The 14864-nt window shown below is 69.3% G+C and carries 14 protein-coding genes and 2 pseudogenes; 10 read left to right on the top strand and 6 right to left on the bottom strand.

Annotated features, from left to right (window positions below):
- Positions 1–391: 391 nt before the first annotated feature.
- Entirely contained in the window at positions 392–982 is a 591-nt protein-coding gene (locus ACZ45Z_RS07555; protein WP_468357664.1) for an ArsR/SmtB family transcription factor, read from the bottom strand.
- A gap of 57 nt (positions 983–1039) precedes the next feature.
- Here ACZ45Z_RS07555 and ACZ45Z_RS07550 point away from each other — a divergent pair, with 57 nt between their 5' ends.
- The gene (locus ACZ45Z_RS07550; RefSeq protein WP_468357661.1) at positions 1040–1609 is read left to right on the top strand and encodes a dienelactone hydrolase family protein; all 570 of its coding nucleotides are present in this window, start codon (positions 1040–1042) and stop codon (positions 1607–1609) included.
- Positions 1610–1707: 98 nt separating this feature from the next.
- On the opposite strand, the gene ACZ45Z_RS07545 is transcribed toward ACZ45Z_RS07550, so the two are convergent.
- The gene (locus ACZ45Z_RS07545; protein ID WP_468357658.1) at positions 1708–2610 is read right to left on the bottom strand and encodes an NAD(P)H-binding protein; all 903 of its coding nucleotides are present in this window, start codon (positions 2608–2610) and stop codon (positions 1708–1710) included.
- Positions 2611–2759: 149 nt separating this feature from the next.
- On the opposite strand from ACZ45Z_RS07545, the gene ACZ45Z_RS07540 reads away from it, so the two are divergent.
- The 4 genes and pseudogenes from ACZ45Z_RS07540 to ACZ45Z_RS07525 form a co-directional block, all read left to right on the top strand.
- A complete protein-coding gene (locus tag ACZ45Z_RS07540; protein WP_468357655.1) occupies positions 2760–3098 on the top strand; it encodes a transposase in 339 nt (112 codons plus the stop codon).
- A 1201-nt stretch (positions 3099–4299) separates the two neighbouring features.
- Positions 4300–4980: a potassium channel family protein gene (locus tag ACZ45Z_RS07535; RefSeq protein ID WP_468357652.1), complete on the top strand. Its 681-nt coding sequence runs from the start codon at positions 4300–4302 to the stop codon at positions 4978–4980.
- Positions 4981–5062: 82 nt separating this feature from the next.
- A pseudogene (locus tag ACZ45Z_RS07530) lies at positions 5063–5499 on the top strand (transposase); the annotation flags it as partial.
- A gap of 1 nt (position 5500) precedes the next feature.
- A pseudogene (locus ACZ45Z_RS07525) lies at positions 5501–5931 on the top strand (SMI1/KNR4 family protein); the annotation flags it as partial.
- A gap of 424 nt (positions 5932–6355) precedes the next feature.
- Here ACZ45Z_RS07525 and ACZ45Z_RS07520 read toward each other — a convergent pair.
- Positions 6356–6493: a hypothetical protein gene (locus ACZ45Z_RS07520; RefSeq protein WP_468357649.1), complete on the bottom strand. Its 138-nt coding sequence runs from the start codon at positions 6491–6493 to the stop codon at positions 6356–6358.
- Positions 6494–6761: 268 nt separating this feature from the next.
- Between ACZ45Z_RS07520 and ACZ45Z_RS07515 the strand changes: the two genes are divergently transcribed.
- Together ACZ45Z_RS07515 and ACZ45Z_RS07510 are read left to right on the top strand one after the other, a co-directional pair.
- On the top strand, positions 6762–8255 hold the full coding sequence (locus ACZ45Z_RS07515; RefSeq protein WP_468357646.1) for a helix-turn-helix domain-containing protein: 1494 nt from the start codon (positions 6762–6764) through the stop codon (positions 8253–8255).
- Positions 8256–8445: 190 nt separating this feature from the next.
- On the top strand, positions 8446–8796 hold the full coding sequence (locus tag ACZ45Z_RS07510; protein WP_468357643.1) for a hypothetical protein: 351 nt from the start codon (positions 8446–8448) through the stop codon (positions 8794–8796).
- A gap of 408 nt (positions 8797–9204) precedes the next feature.
- Here ACZ45Z_RS07510 and ACZ45Z_RS07505 read toward each other — a convergent pair whose 3' ends face one another.
- Both ACZ45Z_RS07505 and ACZ45Z_RS07500 read right to left on the bottom strand, forming a co-directional pair.
- Positions 9205–10308: an NAD(P)/FAD-dependent oxidoreductase gene (locus ACZ45Z_RS07505; protein WP_468357640.1), complete on the bottom strand. Its 1104-nt coding sequence runs from the start codon at positions 10306–10308 to the stop codon at positions 9205–9207.
- A gap of 54 nt (positions 10309–10362) precedes the next feature.
- Positions 10363–11253, bottom strand: a complete 891-nt coding sequence (locus tag ACZ45Z_RS07500) for an RNA polymerase sigma-70 factor (protein WP_468357637.1) — start codon at positions 11251–11253, stop codon at positions 10363–10365.
- Between the two features lie 253 nt (positions 11254–11506).
- On the opposite strand from ACZ45Z_RS07500, the gene ACZ45Z_RS07495 reads away from it, so the two are divergent.
- Together ACZ45Z_RS07495 and ACZ45Z_RS07490 are read left to right on the top strand one after the other, a co-directional pair.
- A complete protein-coding gene (locus ACZ45Z_RS07495) occupies positions 11507–12046 on the top strand; it encodes a hypothetical protein (RefSeq protein ID WP_468357634.1) in 540 nt (179 codons plus the stop codon).
- Positions 12043–12657, top strand: a complete 615-nt coding sequence (locus ACZ45Z_RS07490; protein ID WP_468357631.1) for a hypothetical protein — start codon at positions 12043–12045, stop codon at positions 12655–12657. Before ACZ45Z_RS07495 ends, ACZ45Z_RS07490 begins: the two co-directional genes overlap by 4 nt.
- A gap of 162 nt (positions 12658–12819) precedes the next feature.
- On the opposite strand, the gene ACZ45Z_RS07485 is transcribed toward ACZ45Z_RS07490, so the two are convergent.
- Positions 12820–13854 carry a helix-turn-helix domain-containing protein gene (locus tag ACZ45Z_RS07485; protein WP_468357628.1) on the bottom strand — a complete coding sequence of 345 codons (1035 nt, stop codon included), beginning with the start codon at positions 13852–13854 and terminating at the stop codon, positions 12820–12822.
- A gap of 107 nt (positions 13855–13961) precedes the next feature.
- Between ACZ45Z_RS07485 and ACZ45Z_RS07480 the strand changes: the two genes are divergently transcribed.
- Positions 13962–14858 (top strand): alpha/beta hydrolase, encoded by an 897-nt coding sequence (locus ACZ45Z_RS07480; RefSeq protein ID WP_468358720.1) that lies wholly within the window; start codon positions 13962–13964, stop codon positions 14856–14858.
- Positions 14859–14864 lie beyond the last annotated feature (6 nt).

Raw genomic sequence — 14864 nt, 5'->3', positions numbered from 1 at the left:
TTACAGCTCAATGGAGTTGATTGCTCTCCATCCTGCTCAGAAGGCCATAAACCGACGGTAAGAAGTCCCGTCGGCGGGTTCGCTCCTGCCTCCACGGGGTGGGCGCTTCAGTGGCTGCCTGTCTCCTTCCCGCCGAGTTGTGCGATGCCCGGCGGGCCGCGATGAACCAGGCGTCCGCGCGATCTTGTCCGCACACCGGCTTCAGCTCGCCGACGCCCGGCTGGGCGAGGCCCCGCTCGTCAAAGGGCTCACCCGGCCGGACAGGTGAGCCCGACGGCCTGTCCGACAGGTCATGTGACTCGGTGGGTTGCTGCCTGAGGTGGGGCCGGGGTGGGGTGAAGGTTCGGGTGCTGCAGGCCATGGCTGCTGACGTCACGACCTGCGGTACAGGTCAGTCCGGGTCCTTCGCCGCAGACTCGGCCTCTGGCAGCGCCGGATAGTCGGTCGGGTAGAGCCCGGCCGCGAAGCCGTACATCACATCGCCTCCGCGCGGCAGTTGTGCGTAGTCGTTGGCAAGCTCCAGGACCCGCGCCCAGAACTCGCGGGCCTGCTCCCGCGGGATCCGCACGTGTCGCACGATCGAGGAGAGTTGATCTGCCTGGTGTGCGGGGGCCGACTCGGCGGCGGCCGTGGCGAGATCGTTGTTGCAGTACGGCGTGGCGCCCTCGCCGGTCGGGCTGACCGTGCCGACGCGGAAGATGCGCGCGGTGCGGCCGTAGTAGCGCTCCTCGATGGCTCGCACCCGGCGGGTTCGCACGACTTTCAGCAACTGGGCATCAACCAGGACGCTCACGTGGTGCGCGACCGTGCTCTTCGGGCGGCCGAGCGCGGAGGCCAGTTCGCTCACCGTCGCGGAGCGTTCGAGGAGCAGCTCAAGGATGGCGTTGCGCAGTGGGTTGGCCAGCGCGCGGAGCTGGGCCGGGGCTGTCACATCTGTGACGTCGGAGAGGTCGTAGTCAGGGAGGCGGGTATTGTTCGACACTCTTCGATTATTCTAGAGTTCCGGATCATTCGCTACCTGCGAGCAAGGGGTTTGGGCATGGCAGAGGTCGTACTGTTCCATCACGCGCAGGGGCTGACGCCCGGAGTCGCCGCTTTCGCCGACGAGCTCCGCGCGGTCGGCCACACCGTCCACACGCCCGACCTTTTCGACGGGCGCACGTTCGACTCCCTCGAAGAGGGCCAGGGCTACGTCGAGCAGGTCGGCTTCGGCGAGATAACCGAGCGGGGCGTCCGCGCGGCCGAACTCCTGCCGCGGGACGCCGTTTACGCCGGCTTCTCACTCGGTGTGCTGCCTGCCCAGAAGCTGGCGCAGACGCGGGCGGGCGCGCGGGGCGCGCTCCTGTTCCACGCCTGCATCCCCGTATCGGAGTTCGGCGCGGCCTGGCCTGACCGGGTGCCGGTGCAGGTGCATGCGAAGGAAGCCGATCCGCTCTTCGCCGAGGACATCGACGCTGCCCGCGCGCTCGTCTCCGGTTGCGCTGAGGCCGAGATGTTCCTGTACCCCGGAGACCAGCACCTGTTCGCGGACAATTCGCTGCCGTCCCATGACCCGGACGCCGCCAAGCTCCTGACCCAGCGGACGATCGAGTTCCTCGCCTCGCGCTAGGTCGTTGGCGGGTCATGCGCAATGCCAGAGGTGCAGGGTTGCGGCGGCCGCGCTGCCGTGAAACACGCTCACCATGGAGCAGAGGAGAACGCATCGGCTCAGCCTGTGACGGCACCGGCCGAGTCCTTCGCCTGCCGCACGGGATCGTCCGAGAGGTCGGATGCGTGATCTGCGGCCCACTGTGCCAGCGTGCGGCCCGGCCTGCCCAGGACTCGTTCGACGTCGGGCCGAACCTCGGGCGGCTCTGCCGCGTACTCGGCCTGATAGCCCAGCAGGTATTCGGCGATGTCCCACGGCATTCCTGCCGTGATGTACGCGGCGCGGGCCTGTCCGTACGTCACCGGCTCGAAGCTCAGCGGCCGGCCCAGGCCCTGGGCGATCGCCGCGGCTTGCTCCCGGTGCGTGAGCTGCTGTGGCCCACTCAGCGAGTACGCGTGCCCGGCGTGGCCATCCGAAAGGAGCGCGGCAGCGGCCACTTCGGCGATGTCCGCCTCGTGGAGGGGGACACCGAGCGCGTCGGGGAAGGCGCTGCGCACCGTGCTCTCCGCGCGGATCGATGGGCCCCACATGTCCAGCTTGTTGCTGGCGAACTCGCCCGGCCGAATGTGCGTCCATTCCAAACCTGAGGCTTCGATGACCTCCTCGACGTCGCGCAGCATTTCGTAGCTGCCCGGCCGCCGCACGGTGACGGCGAGGCCGGAGAGGTCGACGATGCGCCTGGCCCCCGCGCCCGCGGCGAGCTCCACGAAGGCGCGTGCCTGGTGTATCGCATGTTCCGGGTCGAGTGCTCCGGACAGGTAATAGACGCCGTCCACTCCGTCGAGTGCCCTCGCGGCTCCTGTGAGGTCGGTGTGGCTGCCTGCCACCACCTCGACGGCATCGGGAAGGTGAGCTTCTTCCGGGTTCCTGGTCAGGGCCCGCACTCGCTGTCCGGCCCCGAGCAACCGGTCGACCAGGACGCGGCCGGTCTTTCCCGTCGCGCCCGTTACGAGAATGGTCATGGATTCCCCTTCGTCGTTGGTGCGGAATTCGTCGTTGGTGCACGAACTCCTCGGCGGGCGGCTGACGATAGGCCCGGGTGGCTCTTGTGCGCACATCTCATTTGGCGGATCGCCAGGGTGGCCCGTCAGGGGTGCGTACGATCAGGGGAATGGAGGCACTCGCTCAGCGCCTGGTCCCCGACGAGATGTGGGCGGCGGCTCGTCCGCTCTTGCCGGCCCTGCCACCGCGGCCCCAGGGCGGTGGCAGGGCCGCGACCGACGCGCGCAGGGTCATGGTCGCCGTCGTCTACGTGGTCACCAGCGGCTGTGCGTGGCAGCACCTGCCCTCCTCGTTCGGGGTCAGCGTGCCCACGGCCCACCGCTGGTTCACCCGCTGGAGCGGTGCGAATCTGTGGCAGAACCTGAGCGAGGCGACGTCCCACACCCCGGCGCTCGCCGCCTGGACCAGGACGATCCACCAGTGTGCGGCACGCCGCGTCCACCGCTGAGAAACGCACCAAACGAGACATGGCACCACTTCCGGCGCCCGTCACCCGGCGGCAACGATGCCAGGGACAAGGCCGCGGAAATGGAACAGGAAGACCGCCACCTCATCCACCTGACGAAGGCCGGCGCCATTGACTCCGCCTACCGGATCGACGCCGGCCCGTGGGAAAGCAGCCGATGGCTTGCCGTGCGATGGATCGAAGGCGTCCCGCTGTGGCGCGCCTTGGCCCTCGCCCGCGGCCCGGAGGGAAACCGCCCCTCCGTGCCTCCCTGGCTGCTGGGCGTCGCCCGAATCCGGGCCCAACGTCTGGACGCCCTGCACGCTGCCGGATGGGCACACGCGGACGCGCAGCCCACCAACACACTCGTCGATTCAGGCGAAGTGCACCTGATCGACTACGCGCTGGCGTGCGGCCCCGAAGAAGCCGAACGACTGCCATACCAGGGGCGCGCTCACTCCGTATGGGCTCTTCGAGCCGGTCCAGGCGCACCTCGACGTCGTACTCACCAGGTAGCAGCCCACGCTTCCGCCCTTCCGGGATCGAGCAGGTCGTGCACGAGGGGCGGCACGGCTTTAGGTGCCGCCGGCGCCGGCGGCGCGGCCGGACACTGACGGAGGACGCGTACGAGGGCGTGGGCGGGGTCCATGGCGCGATCGCCGCGACGGCCGAGCGGGTCCGTGCGTGTGTGGAACGCGTCAGCGTAGGCAACCGCGATGCCCGCACGCGTCCTTGGGGCCCGCGTGTGCACACCTCCCCAGCGATGCTGGAACTCGCCCATGCCCGGCCGACTCCGCGGGTCGACTACCGGCTGAGCCGCGACGGCAGCCTGCGGTTCCTCCCGGACGCGTCGATGGACGCCGGCATGTGCTGCTTTGTCTTCATCTGTGTGCCCACCCGGGGAAGAACTCGGCTCCATCTGCGCGGCAATCTACCGGGTCTGCGTCCCGGCGGTCGATTAGCGGTGCTGGGCTCGGACCGGGCCTCCATAGGTAATGGCTACTGGCTCGTCTCAGATCCTTGACCAGGTAATTGATCGTCTGTCTGTTGCCCGGCAGGTTGTTTCCAAGTTCTGATCTCGGTGGTGGTCGTGGGATGTCGTCCGGGAGTGTGTTCGTCCGGCCGGTAGCACGGAGGCCCGGCGCGGAGCGCCTCGGTGGTGTCTGCCGCGTACTGACGCCGGCAGGCGGCAGTATAGGTACGCATGGACCGTTACCACCGCTGGGTAAGGCGCACGACGCCGTGGCTGACCGGTTTGGCGCTGGTGTCTCTGGTCAATTTCGTGCTGACCTCCGCGCTGGGTCAGGCGCTGGCCTTCACCGACCCGGTGGACTACACAGCCTGGGCAGTGTTCGCCGTCGACTACGGGGTGCGGCTGTACCTGGTCCAGGACCGGTGGCGGTTCGTGCGTACCCACCCTCTGGACCTGATCGCCGTGGCGGTTCCCGCGGTCAGGTCACTGCGGGTGCTGGCTGTCTTCAGCCGGGTCGCCGTCGTCGCGCAACGCAGCCGGTCCGAGAGGCTATTGATCTCCACAGTGTTGGTGGTGTTGACGGTGGTCCTGATCGGAGCTGGCGCCGTTCTCGGTCCGGAGCGGGACGCCTCGGGCGCGAACATCCACTCCTATGCGGACGCCGTGTGGTGGGCGATGAACACGGTGACGACGGTTGCCTATGGCGACCGGTTCCCGGTCACCCCGGAGGGGCGGATCGTCGGCGGGGCCCTGATGGTGATCGGAATCGGCACGATGGGGACAGTCACCGCAGCCTTGGCCTACCGTTTCGTCACCAACCCGGAACCTGACGACATGCCAGTCCCGGACCCACGCCTGGACAGGATCGAGGCCCAGCTAAACGAGCTCACCGAGCTGCTGCGAGAGCGCTGAAAGGAGCTGGGAGAGAGCCGTTCGCAGCACAGGCCCGACCTGGCAGGTTGACCTCAACTCTGCCTAGCTTGCTCTTTAACCTTTGCGGCGGGGTCGTGGGATGGACACCGGCCGGCTGCGGTCTCTGCTGGCCGGCCTGCCGCTGCCACGGTTCCCGGACAGGCGGCTGGTGCCGGCGGTGGACGTCTCGCCATGACTGTGGTCGGACGCGCCGTGCTCGCCGGACCGGCTGTTCTGCCATGTCTACGGTCGGGCGAAGACAGCCTCGCAGTTCATCCCGGGTCGATCGTTCGTCGCGGTGCTGGAGATGGGCGCCACGCCTGCACGCAGATCCTGGACGGCGTCCGTCTCGGGCCGGCCGACGACGCCACCGCTACCACTGCCGCCCAGCTCCGCGGCGTCGTCGAACGGCTCATCACGGCGGGTCAGTGGCCGACTGGGGTCCCAGACATCGTCACCGTCACGGATGCCGGATATGGCGTCACTCGCCTGGCCTGGGTCCTCCAGGACCTCCCCGTTCGTCCTGCCCAACGCCTATCGGCGGTCCTCACGCGTATTGGCGGCTCAGGCGCGGCGCCGTTCTACGGCCTCGTGCCGCTGGAGCGGTGCTCCCTGCTGGTCATGAATCCGCGCGGAGAACCAGGGACACCCCGCGGCTTCGACGACGCAGGGCCCGGGGCCCACGAACGCGACCTGTTCCTCCACATCATCGAAACGGGTTGCACCGATGTATGTGTTCTCGCGGTGACCGGTCCCCTCAGCGGCCGTGTCCTCATTGGCAACAGCGACGGGTATTGGGGCCCCAACGTCTCCTCCGCCACCGACTTCCTCGACTGCTACGAACGCTGGCTGAAACACATGAGCGCCGGATGCGACAACCGGGCCTTGGAACTCACCTCGCTTCAACCTCGTGCCCATCCCAACCGTTATCGCATGGCGCCGAAGATCTGACTTTCCGTAACTACTCCACGGAATGTGAGCCCGACCGCAACTCGTGAACAATCCGATCCCGCGCCGGTGCCATGGTGACTCCCGAACGGTTGTCGAAGTGCTGTCCAATCTCTCGTTGACAAAGCCATGCGGCCGAGCAGCGGCTGTTGCTTCCGCCCTGAACAAGGGCTCAAACAGCAGTTGTACTGCCGGGAAGGTGGGGGAGGGGCCTCTGGTCGGGTGTCCTGGCTCGGCCCCGCGACTTCCGAGCGGGCGCGAGTCAGGCCCGATCGCGTTTGGACAGGGGCCTTACTCACGCCGGCGGGGCGACGCTTGGGCGCCGCTGCGTGCCGTGGCTGCGAGAAGCGCGGTCGTAGCGCTCACGGCGAGGGCCGGAGGGCGGCTGGGCGGCGGTGTCGAGCGAGGCGGGCGCAGGCGAGGCACTTCATGCGGTGCTCCTGGTGCGAACGTCTGGGGTGATGAACCAGCCGGCAGTGGTCATCTCGCGGGCCAGGTACTCGGTCTCGTCGTGTGGGGTGGCCAGGTCGAGCGGGGTGAGCACGGCGTAGATCTGCAGGGCCATTCGTATTGTGGCGGCCGGACGGGAGGGCGCCGGCCTGACCGATGGTGTAGCCGCTGATCACCAGGTATTCGGCCCGAGCCGCAGTGGGGGTGGACCGGGCGTCGGGACGCTCGTCCGTGGGCAGGGGCGGTCGGTTATGTCCGAAAGTGGGCCATTGAGGATCGAATGGGCATGTGCAGGCGTGGAGCCCGCGCCCATGGCGAAGGATCAGAGGGCGGGCCTGCATCACGGCAGCCCGTCCATGGGATGGCAGCAGTGAGGTGGATCGGTGGCGATTGCTCAGACACAACGGCAGATCGGGCAGTTAGACGGTTTGTTGGACGAGATGCGGCGTCAGGTAGCGCGCGGCGCCGATCCGGACGTCCGAAGGATCCTCGACTGGTTGCACCAGCAGACCAGTGCCCATGTCGCGTTGATCGCGAGCGACGCGCGCGCGGTGGAGGCGACCAGCCCGGGCTTCCCGCGGGCGATGCTGCGGCCATTGACGGAACTGCTCGGGCGCTTGTCCGGTGGGCAGCTCGCCGCGGCCGTAACCCAGGCCGGAGGGCTGCACGTCCGCTGTGAAGCACTCGGGCCACATGGGCCACGCCCGGTGCTGGTGGTGGCCAGTCCTTCGGAACCGACCCCGGAGACAGCCGCTCTCGCCTCCCACACCAGCAGCGTCCTCACCTTGCTGCACCGGGCCGGGGACAGTGACCGTACCTGGCGTGCCTACCAGCACAAGGCACGTCAGGTACGGCTCGCCGTGCTGCACGCGCTGCTGGCGGGAGGACCGATCCTGGCACGCCGGATGACCAGCGGTGCCGTTCCCCCGCTGCTGGAGGCCGACCGACTGCGCGTTCATCTGCTGTTCTGCCCGTCGGCCGACCGTGACCGCATCTCCCGGGCCCACGAAGACCCTTCCGGTTACCACGGCCCGGACCTGATGGTGCATTGCCCGGTCTTCAAAGAGCATCTGATCTGTCTCGTCGTGGAGGACGATGAGGAAGGCAACTCGGGTGGTCGGCCGCCCGGACTGGGTGAGGTCCTGCTACGTCTGGTGCGCGACAACCCTCCTTATGCGCTGGGCATCAGCGGCGCGCATCCCCTCGGGGCAACGGCCGAGGCATATGGCCAGGCTGCCCACGCCTTGGCCGCGGCCCGCACCACTCCCGGCCGCGTGGCCTTCTACCACGGCCAGACTCCCTTGGTGAGCGTTCTTCGCCAACAGCCCGCCACCCGTTGGTCCCGCGAGCTTCTGCGACCGCTCGACTCGGTCCCGAAGACCAGCGCCGACATCACCGGCCTGTCCATGATCATGCCCCGATCCGGCGTGGCCCGCCTGCTCGGCCTGAGCCGCAACACCGTCACCGCGCATATCAAACATACGGAACAGGCCCTCAACCAGAACCTCACCGACGTCCGCTGTCGTGCCACCGTCCACCTGGCCCTTGCTCTCAGCAGCTCCTGCGCCGCCCCTGCAACCGACGACCGCGACCAGCCCCCCACGCTGGACGACTTACTCAGCGTCGAACCCGCCGCCGCCTGGGCCCGGGCGCTTCTACGCCCCCTGCAAGCTCGGCATCTGCGCACCCTCCGGGCGTGGATCGACACCAATTCCGACGCCCAGCAGGCCGCCCGCCGCCTGGGCATCAACCGCAACACAGCCCGCTCTCACCTGCGCACCGCTGAGGCCGCCCTCGGCCTCGACCTGCTCACCCACGGCAGCGGCGTGCACGATGTCGTGCACGCGCTCCGCATCGCCGATATCCACGGCTTCTGAGCAGCGTGCACAACCGGCTCCGGAATTTGCGCACCGTGCACATTGGCCGATCCACGCGCCACCTCCTACGGTTTTGACATGTTCTTCCGGCAGGAGAAATACGACCGGGAGAACGACCGAAACACCTGTAGCTCGACGCCCTGCCCTGAAACAGCGGCATGGGCAGACCAACACGAAAAGCGGGGAAAACATGAACAAGACAGCACGCGGACTGTCCGTCGCGGCTACCGCCACCACGGCGCTTCTCCTCGGAGTCTCCAGCGCCGGTGCCACCGCCCAGTACGGAGATTTCGTCCAGTGGCATCGGAGCTGCGGCACCGATTACGCCGGTTCCGTCTCCAAGACCAAGGCCGTCACCGGCAAGGCCAACAACGGCCACTGCGCGGGCCATGCCTGGGTCAAGGTGAAGTACAGGAACGGAAACTGGAGCGGCTGGAAGCACGGAAAGCACCAGGCCGTCATCAAGAGCTCCGGCGGCAACATCGTCAAGGCCGCCCACAAGGGCTGCGCCGACTGCAAGAAGCACTACACCAAGCCGTAAGGCTTCTCCGCGAGGCCCCGGGTGCAGATATCAGGCACAGGCACCAGGAGTCTCCCCTGCTCACGGGATCAGGAAGGCGCCGTGTGCCGTCGGCGATGCTGGCCGCGTACGCGAGTGAGGGCTCCTGGTCGAGTGTGGCCAGGAACCGCGGTCATCGCGAGCAGGTTGTCCGGCTGGTCGTCGACGAGGACCGCCGTCGGCGCCGAGGGAGCCGGCGGCTACCCACAGCGCCCAGTCTGTTCACACGTCACCGCGGGCGGGTGACCCGAGCGGTGCCCGCTGCGCGGTACGCGTAGGTCCAGGTCCCAGAACCGTTCATGTGGCGAAGCCGGAACTGGCCGGCAGCAACGGCCAGTTCCCGCCAACTCGGTCAGACTCATACCCGAACCGGCGCAGCAGCGGCCTGAGTCAGCGGCGCAGAGCCAGCACCGTGCCTCGCGTGACGGCTTCCTTGAAGCGGGCCGAGGCGCGGCCGGTGAGGATGCCACTGCGCGGTCTGTCGTCGGCCTGGGTGAACTGGGTGAGGCCGTCGTGTCGGCCCAGGCTGATGTTCTGCCAGACGTAGCGCAGGCGCAGCGGCTTCGGGTCGCGGCCGGTGAGCGCTGCGGCGACGCTGCCCGCGGCGTACGAGCCCATCGGCAGCGCTGTCTGGCATGACATGCGGGACGCGGAACCGTCGGGGCCGTGTGTCGCCGCCGCGTCGCCGACCGCGAAGACCTCCGGGTGAGAGGTCGAGCGCAGCGTCGGGTCGACCGTGATCAGGCCGCGGGCGTCGACCGCGATTCCGGCCTCGCACGCCAGGTCGGGTACGCGGAATCCGGCCGCCCAGACCACCGCGTCGGCGGGGATCTCCCCTCCGTCGGCCAGGATCAGGCCGTGTGCGGCGACTTCAGAGACGCGGGCGTGCTCCCGCAGTGCGACGCCATGCCGGTCCAGGGCGGCGCGGAGGTAGCGCCGCCCGCGCTCCGAGAGCCCGACGCCGAGCTCGCCTGCCGTGACCAGTCGCACCTTGAGCCGCGGGTAGGTCTCGGCCAGCTCCGTGGCCGCCTCGATACCGGTGAGACCTGCCCCGGCCACGGCCAGCACTCCCTGGGCGTCCGCCATACGCTCGTGCAGGCGGACCGCGTCCTCGTGGGTGGCCACTGCCCATGCGTGCGCTGCGGCGCCGGGAACAGTGGCGGTGTCGGCCGTGCTGCCCAGCGCGTAGACGAGGGTGTCGTATCCGATGGTGAACGGAGCGGAGTCGACCCGGACCGTACGGGCGGCGAGGTCGACGGCGTTCACCCGGGCGACGACGAGCTCGATGCCCGTGCCGGCGAGAAGCTTGCTCAGGGGCAGGTCCTTCAGCGGCTGGCCGGCGGCGAGCTGGTGCAGCCGTACTCGCTCGACGAAACGGCAGCCGGCGTTGACCAGCGTGATGCGGACGTTGCTGCGGCGCAGCTTGCGGGCCGCGCCCTTTGCGGCGGCCAGTCCGGCGTACCCGGCTCCCAGAACCACGATGTGATGTGTCATGCCTCCTGAACCGGCGGGCGGGCCGGTCCGTGACAGCTCGGGGTGTGAAGCGGATCACGCGAGTTGGGCAGTGGCGAAGGCGAGTTTGCCGGGATTGAGGACCGTACGGACCCTGATGACCCGGTCCTCGTAGATCTCCGGGACGACGATGGCGAGCAGCGTCTGACCGGCGAGGATGACGGCCGCCGGGTCGCCGTTCGCCTCGGCGAACTCGACCGTCACCTGTGCTGCCTCGGGCCGGGAACCCAGGCCCAGCAGATAGCGGAGCACTCTCTCGCGTCCGGAAATCGGTCGGCGCGCCGCGGTCACCTGGCCGCCCCCGTCGGCCCAGGCGACCACGTCGTCGGCGAGCAGTTGCTCAAGACCAGCCACATCGCCTTCGACAGTGGCGGCGAAGAAGCGCTCGACGATCTTCTTGCGCTGTTCGTCGTCGACATCGAAGTGCCGTCGTGGACGGCCGATTTGCTCGCGGCCCCGGCGGTACAACTGCCGCGAGTGGGCCTCGTCGATGCCGACGGCTTCGGCGATTTCCCGGTGGCTGTGCCCGAACGCCTCGCGCAGTACGAACACCGCGCGTTCGGCCGGAGTGAGCCGCTCCATCAGGGTGAGCAGCGCGAACGACACGGACTCGCGCTGCTCGGCGGTCTCCAGCGGGCCGAGCCGATGGGAGGCGGTGTGGGTGAAGACCGGCTCCGGGAGCCACGGCCCGACGTACAGCTCCCGTTGTGCGCGGGCGGAGCTGAGCTGGTTGATGCAGAGGTTCGTCATGACCCTGGTGAGCCAGGCGGCCGGGGTACGGACGGCGGAACGGTCGGCCGTGCTCCAGCGCAGATACGTCTCCTGCACGACGTCCTCGGCATCACTCGCCGAACCGAGCATCCGGTACGCAAGCGAGAAGAGCCGAGAGCGGTGCGATTCGAACTCCGCGGTAGCTTCCTTGGTCACGTTCGCAGCATGCCAGGCGGGTCAGCGGGACTGCGCGGCGAGGGTGGGTTGGACGATGCTCATCGCCACCGGGTTCATGCCCTCGCCCTTCGCCAGCACGGCGGGGACGCATGTCACCCCCCGGCGGCGCGAACCAAGGGTTGCCGACGACCGCCTTGACGCGCCTCGGTTTCCAGGAGGAGTCGCTCCTCGTCCGCGTGGCGGAGCGCGATGGTTCTGCGGCAGGAAGCGGGTGGCGTTGACGCTGGACAGCATGGAGTCCATGACCGTTTCCTACGTCGCCGCGATACGGCGCCAACTGCTCAGGCCCGGCCGGCCGTCATCCGCGGGGCCCTTCGTCCAGTTGGCCGTGGGCCTGGTGACAGCCGAGATGCTGATTTATGCCGGGCAGAAGGTGTACATGGCGGCGCGAGGTGAGGTGGGCATGCCTGGACACCCCGCGCCTGACTTTGTGCAAGCGCAGTTCGAGCACGCCGCGCTCGCCCAAGCGGGCAACGCTTCGCTCGGTGTGATCGCGGCGCTGGTGGCACTGGCGACCGTCACGCGCTGGGGATCCCGCATCCCGCGATGGACGTTGCTCTGTGCGCTGACACTCGCCCTGGTGGCGCAGGCGCTGGGGGCGACGATCACCATCCGGCGCGCGGACCTCGACCTGGCGCACCTTGGCTGGAGCGCCGGATTCGAGGTGCTGTCGGGAGGCGTCCAGATCGCGGCGTGGCTCGTGGTGGCGCTGTCGTACTACGTGCGCACGCGTCGACCGCGCGTTCACCTGACGACGGGAGCGCTCCGGTGACAGTCACGCCTCGCGTGCGGGCGGCAGCGGCATACGTGGCCTTCGCCTGCGCACTTGCCTACGGTGCGATGAAGCTTGACTGGGCAATGGGCGGCGAATTCCTGATGCGGCAGACTCCGCTGCCCCGTGCCGCTCGGGACGAGTTGCTGGCTCACACCACGGGCGCGGTCATTCAGCACTGGGGGTCCGTGGCGCTGGCCCTGGTGGGCATGGCCGCCGCGCTCCATCTGTCGGGCTGCTTCCGGCCGCACGGGAGGGTCCGCCGCTGGGCGCTGCTCGTCGGCCCCTGGATGGGTTGTGCGTTCATGGTGGCGCGCGCGGTCGGGGTCCTTGGCTACGGGTTCGTCAACGACCTGCGGCTGCTCGCGGGCTTGGATGCCGTCCCTCCCGCCTACGCCGATCTCGCGCATTTTCAGGCCGGTTGGGACCTGCTGCTGTGGTCGCCGTACTGGCTGCTCTTCGGTACGTGCTGGGCTGTCGCGGCCTGGCACTACCGGCGCCAGGCGCGGACGTACGGACTCGCTCACAGCGACGGGCTCGCCCAGTCCCGCAGGGCTCAAGAGTGCGGGGGAGCGAGCGGTGGTCGAGGCCCGAGCACTCCGAGAGCATGATCCGCCCGCCTTGCCCTCCTCATCAACGTAAGTGGTGTCAAACCCACATGCCCTCGGAAGCTGCCGGGACTACCTGCCATGTGAGGACCAGGTGGGCATCTGGCAGGCCAGGACACAGTGCACGAGCACGCAGATGGACCACCCGCTCGTGAAGACGGCGTCTCAGGCGTCCAGGAGTCGCCACGCGGTGAGCGCGATCCTGGCCCGTGTCAGCCCCGTGGGTTCGGTGAGTTCGATGTCCAGGGTCTTCGCGATCTGTTCGAGGCGGCGGGCGATGCTGCTGTGGTGCAGGTGGAGCACGTCGGCGGCCCGGCGCAGCGACCCGGTGGTGCAGTAGGTGTCCAGCGTCTCCAGATCCTCCGAGCTGCCGGCGATGCGGGCGATGGCGGCCACGTCGGCGTTCTCCCGCGCGGTCTCCGGGGGCACCTCGGCCAGGAGCGCCAGCGCGCCCAGGTCGGCGTGGCGGATGACGGGTTCGCGCGGGGTCGTGAAGCGGAGGGCGGTGCGCGCCTGCCGCCAGGACCGGTCGGGGCTGTCGGCGGCGCCGATGCCCGCGCGCACGTCTGCCGGGAACCGGGCCGGGTCCACGAAGGTGGCCAGGATGACGCCGACGTCGGCGAGCGGCGCCGCCTTCACGGCACGGGCCGGGCAGATCAGGCCGCCGATCCGGTCGAGCGGCATCTGCGAACGCACGGCGACGACGTGGAGGGGCAGTTCGGCAGCGAAACCCAGGAGCCGAAGGGCCCGGGCTCGGGCCGCGTCGTCGCCGTCCGAGCTGATCGCCAGTTCGACGAGGGCGGGGTCGGCCATGGTGGTGCGGGCCGGGCCGTACCGCTCGGCGACGGCCGCCGCGGCGATGGCGAGCCTGTCGAGGAGCACTTCGTCGAGCGGGTTGGGCCGGCCGGGGCGTTCCAGCCACACCCTGCCGATCTCCTCCTCGTCGAGCGTGATCGGCGCCGTGGTGGACGCGGGCGCCGGCGGGGCGGACGCGGGCCTGCCGTCGGGCGAGACGCGGGTCGCCCGCCCCGCGCCGTGGAGCCGTATGCCGGCCACGCACTCGGCCAGTCCCGCCGAGGCCCGGGCGAGCGCCGGGAGATCCACCCGTCGGCGCATCAGGGTGTCGTAGAACGCGACGATGCGCATCGCCCCGTCGACATACGGATCCAGTCCCGACAGCCGAACCGCCAGTGCCTCCATGGCAGAAGGATAGAAGGACGGGGGTGCGCCGACCGGTGCGCGATCGGGGCGGGATGCGCGACGGATGGCGGGTGACCCCCCAGGTGACGACCGTGAGGATGGTCGCCATGGACCCCGAACTCGAAGCATTCATCCCGTTTCTCCCGCGACTCGACATGAACGAACCAGTCGCCGCACGCAAGGACTTCGCCGAGCGTGCGGCTGCGGCGCCGGCACCGGACACCTCGGACATGGAGGTCGAGAACCGCACGGTGTCCGCCGATCCGGACGTGGCGGTCCGGGTCTACCGCCCGCACCGGGCACAGGGCGCCGTCGTCTGGCTGCACGGCGGCGGCGGAGTCTTCGGTGACCTGGACACCGAGCATCCGTGGGCCGCCCGGGTCGCGTCCCTTTCCGGGGCGGTGGTGGTCTCGGTGGGCTACCGCCTGGCGCCCGAGAACCCGTTCCCGGCCGCCTTCGACGACGCCTACGCCGCACTGGCCTGGACGGTCGAGCACGCCGGCGAACTCGGTATCGACCCGGCGCGGATCGCGGTCGGTGGTCACAGCGTGGGCGCGAACCTCGCGGCCGCGGTGACGTTGCGGGCGCGTGACGAGCAGGGACCGGCGATCCGCTTCCAACTGCTCAACCAGCCGGGGCTCGACGACCGGCAGGAGACGTGGTCGGCGCGGAACTTCACCGACACGCCCTGGTTCGACCGCGACAAGCTCTCCGCAGCGTGGCGGCACTACCTGGGCTCCCGGCCCGCCACACCGTACGCCGCCCCCGCCCGGGCCGCCGATCTGTCAGGGCTGCCACCGGCCTACATCGCCACCGCGGAGTTCTGTCCGAACCGCGACGAGGGCATCTCCTACGCGCTGCGCCTGATGCAGGCGGGCGTGTCGGTCGAGCTCCACCAGTGGCCCGGCACCTTCCACGGATCGCAGGCGCTTCTGTCCGCCGAGGTGTCGCAGCGCCAGAACGCCGAACTCGGCGCCGCTCTGCGCCGCGCCCTGGCCCCTTGAGCCGTG

It is taken from the genome of Streptomyces sp. NPDC031210 (assembly GCF_055570395.1).
This window is presented reverse-complemented; position numbering and strand designations above follow the sequence as displayed.